Genomic DNA, 9,812 nt, shown 5'->3' on the forward strand with positions numbered 1-9,812 from the left:
AAACGTAAAGTTACCGCCCCTTGACCGAAATTGTCGCAGCGCTGCAAGCCTTGATGACCGATCAGTCGTTAAGCTTCGGCGAGCCCTGGGCGTGCCTGCGCACGTTCAACGCCTGGTTTTACCGTCCGCCTTGCCACGGGTTGGCTATCGTTGATCCGTAGACGGCGCACGCAGCGACGCTTCAATTATTACAAAGCCCAAGCGGAGTACCACAGATGGCGTTCTTCACCGCAGCCAGCAAAGCCGACTTCCAGCATCAACTGCAAGCGGCCCTGGCGCAGCACATCAGCGAACAGTCCCTACCACAAGTTGCGCTGTTCGCCGAGCAGTTCTTCGGCATCATCTCTCTGGACGAACTCACCCAACGCAGGCTTTCCGACCTGGCCGGCTGCACCCTGTCAGCCTGGCGCATCATCGAGCGTTTCGACCCCGAATACCCGCAAGTACGGGTGTACAACCCCGATTACGAGCGTAATGGCTGGCAATCGACCCACAGCGTGGTCGAAGTGCTGCACCACGACCTGCCGTTCCTGGTCGACTCGGTACGCACCGAGCTCAACCGCCGCGGCTACAGCATCCACACCCTGCAGACCACCGTGCTCAGCGTGCGCCGCGGCGCCAAGGGCGAGCTGCTTGAACTGCTGCCCAAGGGCACCCAAGGCGAGGGCGTACGCCATGAGTCGCTGATGTACCTGGAGATCGACCGTTGCGCCAACGCCGCCGAGCTGACGGTACTGGCCCGCGAGATCGAGCAGGTGCTGGCCGAGGTGCGGGTGGTGGTGGCCGACTTCGAACCGATGAAGGCCAAGCTGCGTGAAGTGGTTGCGGAGGTGGAGCAGACCGCCTTTGGCCCGGCGCAGAACGAAAAGGGCGAGGTCAAGGCTTTCCTCGAGTGGCTGCTGGACAACCACTTCACCTTCCTGGGCTATGAAGAATTCACCGTCAAGGGCGACGCCGATGGCGGCCAGATGGTCTACGACGAGCAGTCGTTCCTCGGCCTGCCGCGTCGCCTGCGCGTGGGCCTGACGAGCGACGAGCTGCGCATCGAAGACTACGCCGTGGCCTACCTCAACGAACCGCTGCTGCTGTCGTTCGCCAAGGCCGCGCTGCCAAGCCGCGTACACCGCCCGGCCTACCCGGACTACGTGTCGATCCGCCAGCTGGACGCCAATGGCAAGGTGATCAAGGAGCACCGCTTCATGGGCCTGTACACCTCGTCGGTGTACGGTGAAAGCGTGCATGCCATCCCTTATATCCGGCAGAAGGTCACCGAAGTCGAGCGCCGCTCGGGCTTCGATCCCAAGGCCCACCTGGGCAAGGAACTGGCCCAGGTACTGGAAGTACTGCCGCGCGACGACCTGTTCCAGACCCCGGTCGACGAGCTGTTCAGCACCGTCATGTCGATCGTGCAGATCCAGGAACGCAACAAGATCCGCGTGTTCCTGCGCAAGGACCCATACGGCCGCTTCTGCTACTGCCTGGCCTATGTACCGCGGGAAATCTACTCCACTGAAGTGCGGCAGAAGATCCAGCAGGTGCTGATGGAGCGCCTGAAGGCCAGCGACTGCGAGTTCTGGACCTTCTTCTCCGAATCGGTGCTGGCACGTGTTCAGCTGATTCTGCGGGTAGACCCGAAAAACCGCATCGACATCGACCCGCAGCAGCTGGAACGCGAAGTGATCCAGGCCTGTCGTTCGTGGCATGACGACTACTCGGCACTGGTGATCGAGAACTTCGGCGAAGCCCAGGGCACCAACATCCTCGCCGACTTCCCCAAAGGTTTCCCGGCCGGCTACCGCGAGCGCTTCGCCGCGCACTCGGCAGTGGTCGACCTGCAGCACGTGCTGAACCTGTCGGAAAGCAAGCCGCTGGCGATGAGCTTCTACCAGCCATTGACCCAGGTCGGGGAACGCACCCTGCACTGCAAGCTGTACCACGCCGACACGCCGCTGGCGCTGTCCGACGTGCTGCCGATCCTGGAGAACCTTGGCCTGCGCGTACTCGGCGAGTTCCCGTACCGCCTGCGCCATGCCAGTGGCCGCGGCTACTGGATCCACGACTTCGCCTTCACCTACAGCGAAGGCCTGAGCCTGGACATCCAGCAGCTCAACGACACCCTGCAGGATGCCTTCATCCACATCGTCCGCGGCGATGCCGAGAACGACGCCTTCAACCGCCTGGTGCTGACCGCCGGCCTGCCATGGCGCGACGTGGCGCTGCTGCGCGCCTACGCCCGTTACCTGAAGCAGATTCGCCTGGGCTTCGACCTGGGTTACATCGCCAGCACCCTGAACAACCACACCGACATCGCCCGCGAGCTGACCCGGTTGTTCAAGACCCGCTTCTACCTGGCGCGCAAGCTCACCCAGGAAGACCTGGATGACAAGCAACTGCGCCTGGAGCAAGCCATCCTGACCGCGCTGGACGACGTGCAGGTGCTCAACGAAGACCGCATCCTGCGTCGCTACCTGGACCTGATCAAGGCCACCCTGCGCACCAACTTCTACCAGCCGGACGCCAACGGCCACAACAAGTCGTACTTCAGCTTCAAGTTCAACCCCAAGCTGATCCCCGAACTGCCTAAGCCAGTGCCCAAGTTCGAGATCTTCGTCTACTCGCCACGGGTCGAAGGCGTGCACCTGCGCTTTGGCAACGTCGCCCGCGGCGGCCTGCGCTGGTCCGACCGCGAGGAAGACTTCCGCACCGAAGTGCTGGGCCTGGTGAAAGCCCAGCAGGTGAAGAACTCGGTGATCGTGCCGGTCGGCGCCAAGGGCGGCTTCCTGCCGCGCCGCCTGCCGCTGGGCGGCAGCCGTGACGAGATCGCCGCCGAAGGCGTGGCGTGCTACCGCATCTTCATTTCCGGCCTGCTCGACATCACCGACAACCTCAAGGACGGTGGCGTGGTGCCGCCGGCCAACGTGGTACGCCATGACGATGACGACCCGTACCTGGTGGTGGCGGCCGACAAGGGCACCGCGACCTTCTCGGACATCGCCAACGGCATCGCCATCGACTACGGCTTCTGGCTGGGCGACGCCTTCGCCTCGGGTGGCTCGGCCGGTTACGACCACAAGAAGATGGGCATTACCGCGCGCGGCGCCTGGGTGGGCGTGCAGCGCCACTTCCGCGAGCGCGGCATCAATGTGCAGGAAGACCCGATCACCGTCATTGGCGTCGGCGACATGGCCGGCGACGTGTTCGGCAACGGCCTGCTGATGTCCGACAAGCTGCAACTGGTGGCGGCGTTCAACCACCTGCACATCTTCATCGACCCGAACCCGGAGCCTGCTTCCAGCTTTGCCGAGCGCAAGCGCCTGTTCGACCTGCCGCGCTCGGCCTGGAGCGACTACGACACCAGCATCATGTCCGAAGGCGGCGGTATCTTCCCGCGCAGTGCCAAGAGCATCGCCATCAGCCCGCAGATGAAAGAGCGCTTCGCCATCGAAGCCGATCGCCTGACCCCGACCGAGCTGCTCAATGCGCTGCTCAAGGCACCGGTAGACCTGCTGTGGAACGGTGGCATCGGTACCTACGTCAAGGCCAGCACCGAGAGCCACGCCGATGTCGGCGACAAGGCCAACGACGCGCTGCGGGTCAATGGCAACGAGCTGCGCTGCAAGGTGGTGGGCGAGGGCGGCAACCTGGGCATGACCCAGCTTGGCCGGGTCGAGTTCGGCCTGCATGGCGGCGCCACCAACACCGACTTCATCGACAACGCCGGCGGCGTGGACTGCTCCGACCACGAGGTCAACATCAAGATCCTGCTCAACGAAGTGGTGCAGGGTGGCGACATGACCGAGAAGCAGCGCAACCAGCTGCTGGGCAGCATGACCGACGAAGTGGCCGGGCTGGTGCTGGGCAACAACTACAAGCAGACCCAGGCGCTGTCGCTGGCGGCCCGCCGCGCCCGCGAGCGGATTGCCGAGTACAAGCGCCTGATGGCCGACCTGGAAGCCCGTGGCAAGCTGGACCGTGCCATCGAGTTCCTGCCGTCCGAAGAGCAGTTGGCCGAGCGCCTGGCCGCCGGCCAGGGCCTGACCCGCGCCGAGCTGTCGGTGCTGATCTCGTACAGCAAGATCGACCTCAAGGAACAGCTGCTCAAGTCGCTGGTGCCGGACGACGACTACCTGACCCGCGACATGGAAACCGCCTTCCCGCCGTCGCTGGTCAGCAAGTTTGCCGAGTCCATGCGCCGCCACCGCCTGAAGCGCGAAATCGTCAGTACCCAGATCGCCAACGACCTGGTCAACAACATGGGCATCACTTTCGTCCAGCGCCTGAAGGAGTCGACCGGCATGAGCCCGGCCAACGTGGCCGGGGCCTACGTGATCGTGCGCGACATCTTCCACCTGCCGCACTGGTTCCGTCAGATCGAGGCTCTGGACTACCAGGTGCCGGCGGAAATCCAGCTGACCCTGATGGACGAGCTGATGCGCCTGGGCCGTCGTGCCACCCGCTGGTTCCTGCGCAGCCGCCGCAACGAGCAGGACGCCGGGCGCGACACCGCGCACTTCGGGCCGAAGATCGCGCAACTGGGGCTCAAGCTCGACGAGTTGCTCGAAGGCCCGACCCGCGAGCGCTGGATGGTGCGCTACCAAGGCTTCGTCGAGGCTGGTGTGCCGGAGTTGCTGGCGCGCATGGTGGCTGGCACTACCCACCTGTACACCCTGTTGCCGATCATCGAGGCTTCGGATGTTACCGGCCATGACCCGGCGCAGGTGGCCAAGGCGTTCTTCGCCGTGGGCAGCGCACTGGACCTGACCTGGTACCTGCAGGAAATCAGCAACCTGCCGGTGGAGAACAACTGGCAGGCGCTGGCCCGCGAGGCGTTCCGCGACGACATCGACCTGCAGCAGCGGGCGATCACCATCTCGGTACTGCAGATGGCCGATGCACCGGAAGACATGGACGCCCGCGTGGCGCTGTGGGCCGAGCAGCACCGGGGGATGGTGGAGCGCTGGCGCGCCATGCTGGATGACCTGCGCAATGCAACGGGTACCGATTATGCGATGTACGCGGTGGCCAACCGCGAGCTGGTCGACCTGGCCATGAGCGGGCAGGCGGCGGCGGTGCCGTCCTGAGCCATGAGCTGAAATGAAAAGCCCCGGCAGTGATGCCGGGGCTTTTTTATGATTCCAGTGCTGCTATCACAAGGCTTGAGCGTAGTGAGGCCCCTGTAGGAGCGGGTTTACCCGCGAAGAGGCCGGTACAGGCTTACTTGAACCTGCGCTCCACCCCTTTCTCCACCAGGATCTTCGCCGAAATCTCTTCCACCGAAAAATGCGTGGAATTGATGTTGGGAATGTTCTCCCGGCGGAACAGGCTCTCCACTTCTCGCACTTCGAACTCGCACTGGGCAAAGCTGGAATAGCGGCTGTTGGGTTTGCGCTCGTGGCGGATGGCGGTGAGGCGGTCGGGGTCGATGGTCAGGCCGAACAGCTTGTTGTGGTGCTTTTTCAGCACCGCCGGCAGCTGCAGGCGCTCCATGTCGTCCTCGGTCAGCGGGTAGTTGGCGGCGCGGATGCCGAACTGCATGGCCATGTACAGGCAGGTGGGGGTCTTGCCGCAGCGCGATACACCTACCAGGATCAGGTCGGCCTTGTCGTAGTAGTGGGTGCGTGCGCCATCGTCATTGTCCAGGGCGAAATTCACCGCCTCGATGCGTTCCATGTAGTTGGAATTGCCGCCGATAGAGTGCGATTTGCCGACCGAATACGACGAATGGGCAGTCAATTCCTGTTCGAGCGGGGACAAAAACGAAGAAAAGATGTCGATCATGAAGCCATTCGAGGTAGCCAGGATCTCACGGATGTCCTGATTGACGATGGTATCGAAGATGATCGGGCGTACACCATCGCGCTCGGCCGCAGCGTTGATTTGCTGGACCATGGTCCGCGCCTTTTCCGGCGAATCGATGTAGGGACGGGTGAATTTATTGAACGGAATGCTCTCGAATTGAGCGAGCAGACTCTGGCCCAGGGTTTCGGCGGTAATGCCGGTGCCGTCGGAGATGAAGAACGCGGTTCGTTTCATTTGCGATCTGGGCCTTAAGCTGATGACGTTTCTTGGATATGATAAGTTCGGTTTGCCGAATGCGGCTGTCGGCATTCTCACTTATTTTCCAGGTACAGGCCACAAGCGTCCGGCCAAGTCAATGAAGGCAGGCGGGCGCCATTGAGCTTTTCCAACACAGTTAGTGGAGAGATCACCTTGGTAGAGTACGTAGTTTCCCTCGATAAGCTCGGCGTCCATGATGTGGAGCATGTGGGGGGCAAGAACGCATCCCTGGGCGAGATGATCAGCAACCTCGCAGGTGCTGGTGTATCGGTGCCGGGCGGCTTTGCCACTACGGCGCAGGCGTACCGCGATTTTCTCGAACAGAGTGGTCTCAACGACCGTATCCACGCCGCGCTCGACGCACTCGACGTGGATGACATCAACGCCCTGACCAAGACCGGCGCGCAGATTCGCCAGTGGGTCATGGAAGCCGACTTCCCGGCACGTCTGGATTCGGAAATCCGTACGGCCTTCGCCGAAATGGCTGCCGGCAACGACAACATGGCCGTTGCCGTGCGTTCCTCGGCCACCGCCGAAGACCTGCCGGACGCCTCGTTCGCCGGCCAACAGGAAACCTTCCTCAACATCCGCGGCGTCGACAACGTGATCCGCGCGGCCAAGGAAGTGTTCGCCTCGCTTTTCAACGACCGTGCCATCGCCTACCGCGTGCACCAGGGCTTCGACCACAAGCTGGTGGCCCTGTCCGCCGGCGTGCAGCGCATGGTCCGCTCCGAAACCGGCACCGCCGGCGTCATGTTCACCCTCGACACCGAGTCGGGCTTCCGCGACGTGGTGTTCATCACTGGCGCCTACGGCTTGGGCGAAACCGTGGTGCAGGGTGCGGTCAACCCTGACGAATTCTACGTGCACAAAAACACCCTGCAGGCAGGCCGCCCGGCCATCCTGCGCCGCAACCTGGGCAGCAAGGCGATCAAGATGGTCTATGGCGAAGAAGCCAAGGCCGGCCGTTCGGTCAAGACCGTCGAAGTGGACCGCGCCGAGCGCGCGCGCTTCTGCCTGACCGATGCCGAGGTCAGCGAGCTGGCCAAGCAGGCCATGATCATCGAGCAGCACTACCAGCGCCCGATGGACATCGAATGGGCCAAGGACGGTGACGACGGCAAGCTGTATATCGTCCAGGCGCGCCCCGAGACGGTGAAGAGCCGCTCCAGCGCCAACGTCATGGAACGCTACCTGCTGAAAGAGAAGGGCACCGTTCTGGTCGAAGGCCGCGCCATTGGCCAGCGCATCGGCGCCGGCAAGGTCCGCGTGATCAACGACGTATCGGAAATGGACAAGGTCCAGCCGGGCGATGTACTGGTCTCCGACATGACCGACCCGGACTGGGAACCGGTGATGAAACGCGCCAGCGCCATCGTCACCAACCGTGGCGGGCGTACCTGCCACGCGGCGATCATCGCCCGTGAGCTGGGCATTCCGGCCGTGGTCGGTTGCGGCAACGCCACCCAGGTGCTGAAAGACGGCCAGGGTGTGACTGTGTCCTGTGCCGAAGGCGATACCGGTTTCATCTTCGAGGGCGAGCTGGGCTTCGATGTGAAGCAGAACTCGGTCGACGCCATGCCCGACCTGCCATTCAAGATCATGATGAACGTCGGCAACCCGGACCGTGCCTTCGATTTCGCCCAGCTGCCCAACGCCGGTGTCGGCCTGGCGCGCCTGGAGTTCATCATCAACCGCATGATCGGCGTGCACCCCAAGGCGCTGCTGAACTATGCCGGCCTGCCAGCCGATCTGAAGGACAGCGTCGACAAGCGCATCGCCGGCTACAACGACCCGGTAGGCTTCTATGTCGAGAAGCTGGTCGAGGGCATCAGCACCCTGGCTGCGGCCTTCTACCCGAAAAAGGTCATTGTGCGCCTGTCGGACTTCAAGTCCAACGAGTACGCCAACCTGATCGGCGGCAAGCTGTACGAGCCGGAAGAAGAAAACCCGATGCTCGGCTTCCGTGGCGCTTCGCGCTACATCAGCGAATCGTTCCGTGACTGCTTCGAGCTCGAGTGCCGTGCGCTCAAGCGCGTGCGCAACGAGATGGGCCTGACCAACGTCGAGATCATGGTGCCGTTCGTGCGTACCCTGGGTGAAGCCAGCCAGGTTGTCGACCTGCTTGCCGAAAACGGCCTGGCCCGTGGCGACAACGGCCTGCGCGTGATCATGATGTGCGAACTGCCGTCCAACGCCATCCTCGCCGAAGAGTTCCTGGAGTACTTCGACGGCTTCTCGATCGGCTCCAACGACCTGACCCAGCTGACGCTGGGCCTGGACCGTGACTCGGGCATCATCGCCCACCTGTTCGACGAGCGTAACCCTGCGGTGAAGAAGCTGCTGGCCAACGCCATTGCCGCGTGCAACAAGGCTGGCAAGTACATCGGCATCTGCGGTCAGGGCCCGTCGGACCACCCGGACCTGGCCAAGTGGCTGATGGAGCAGGGTATCGACAGCGTGTCGCTGAACCCGGACTCGGTGCTCGAAACCTGGTTCTACCTGGCTGAAGGCCAGGGCGCGGTCTGATGCAGTAAAACGCGGGGGTACGTCTGGCGTACCCCCGCCTGGTTTTTTCCAGGGCGAGCTCCAGCAATGGATCCCGCCCTTTTTTGTGCACCAAGCAACCTTATGCAAAGCAGCAGCACTCTATTCCCCGTGGCCCTGCTCAGTGCCGAACGCCGCGGCGACCTCAGCGAAGATGTGTACCGGATCAAGGCCGGCAACAGCCCTGACCCCAGCGTCGAGCTGGCTGTCACCCGCCTGGGGCTGGCCGATCAGGGCCAGGCCCAGGGCGTACCGGTCATTCTCCTGCACGGCAGCTTCTCCAACCGCCGCTTCTGGTATTCCCCCAAAGGGGTTGGCCTGGGCGCCTATCTCGCCCGCGCCGGCTTCGATGTGTGGATCCCGGAAATGCGCGGCCATGGCCTGTCGCCGCGCAACCATGACTGGAAGCACAACAGCGTTGCCGCCTATGCCCGCGATGACCTGCCGCTGATTGCAGCGTTCGTGCGCGAGCAGTCGGGCCAGACGCCGCACTGGGTCGGCCATTCCCTGGGCGGCACGACCCTGGCGGCAGCGCTGGGCGGTGGTTTTCTGGCTGCCGAACAGGTGGCCAGCGTGGCGCTGTTCGGTACCCAGATCAGCCGCGTGTACTGGCCGCTGAAGGTGACACCGCTGGCCTGGGGGGCCAAGCTGCTGCTCAAGCGCTGGGGGCAGATTTCCGGGCCGCGTTTCAAACGTGGGCCGGAGGATGAGCCGATCGGCCTGGCCCTGGAAAGCATGCGCTGGCATGGCCTGTTCGGGCGCTTTGGCGACAAGCAGAGCGACTGGTGGGCGGGGCTGGCCAAGGTGGATGTGCCGCTGCTGGCCGTGGCTGGTGCGGGGGACTTCCAGGACCCGGTGTGGGCCTGCCGCAAGCTGTTCGAGCAATTCGGCGGTGAGCGCAAGCAGTTTCTGCGGCTGGGGCTCGAGGAAGGCTTCGACGCTTTCGGGCATGTCGACATGCTGGTGAGCAAGGCCGCGCAGGTGCAGGTGTGGCCGCTGGTGGAGCGTTGGCTGCGGGATCCGCTGGTGCCTGTGCATGAATCCACGGTGGTGGCGGAGCCTGTGCCCGTCGGTTGAATGGGTTGCGCCTGTGCTGGCCTCTTCGCGGGTAAACCCGCTCCCACAGGAATTGCACAGGGCTCGAGTGCAGTGAGGACCCTGTGGGAGATTCTATGGTTTTCAGCAAGCCAGTTTCGCGCCTTTAGTGA

4 protein-coding genes are annotated in these 9,812 nt (G+C 63.4%); 3 read left to right on the forward strand and 1 reads right to left on the reverse strand.

Features of this window, described 5'->3' with window-relative positions:
* The first annotated feature begins 215 nt into the window (after nucleotides 1–215).
* The gene (locus MJ643_RS24175; protein ID WP_196184653.1) at nucleotides 216–5,081 is read left to right on the forward strand and encodes an NAD-glutamate dehydrogenase; all 4,866 of its coding nucleotides are present in this window, start codon (nucleotides 216–218) and stop codon (nucleotides 5,079–5,081) included.
* A gap of 133 nt (nucleotides 5,082–5,214) precedes the next feature.
* Here MJ643_RS24175 and MJ643_RS24180 read toward each other — a convergent pair whose 3' ends face one another.
* Nucleotides 5,215–6,033 carry a pyruvate, water dikinase regulatory protein gene (locus tag MJ643_RS24180; RefSeq protein WP_009684026.1) on the reverse strand — a complete coding sequence of 273 codons (819 nt, stop codon included), beginning with the start codon at nucleotides 6,031–6,033 and terminating at the stop codon, nucleotides 5,215–5,217.
* Nucleotides 6,034–6,210: 177 nt separating this feature from the next.
* Between MJ643_RS24180 and ppsA the strand changes: the two genes are divergently transcribed.
* Both ppsA and MJ643_RS24190 read left to right on the forward strand, forming a co-directional pair.
* Entirely contained in the window at nucleotides 6,211–8,586 is a 2,376-nt protein-coding gene (ppsA, locus tag MJ643_RS24185) for a phosphoenolpyruvate synthase (protein ID WP_015269493.1), read from the forward strand.
* A 102-nt stretch (nucleotides 8,587–8,688) separates the two neighbouring features.
* On the forward strand, nucleotides 8,689–9,681 hold the full coding sequence (locus MJ643_RS24190; RefSeq protein ID WP_247727021.1) for an alpha/beta fold hydrolase: 993 nt from the start codon (nucleotides 8,689–8,691) through the stop codon (nucleotides 9,679–9,681).
* Nucleotides 9,682–9,812: the final 131 nt, after the last annotated feature.

It is taken from the genome of Pseudomonas sp. PNPG3, assembly GCF_023093815.1.
GTDB classification, from domain to species: domain Bacteria; phylum Pseudomonadota; class Gammaproteobacteria; order Pseudomonadales; family Pseudomonadaceae; genus Aquipseudomonas; species Aquipseudomonas asiatica.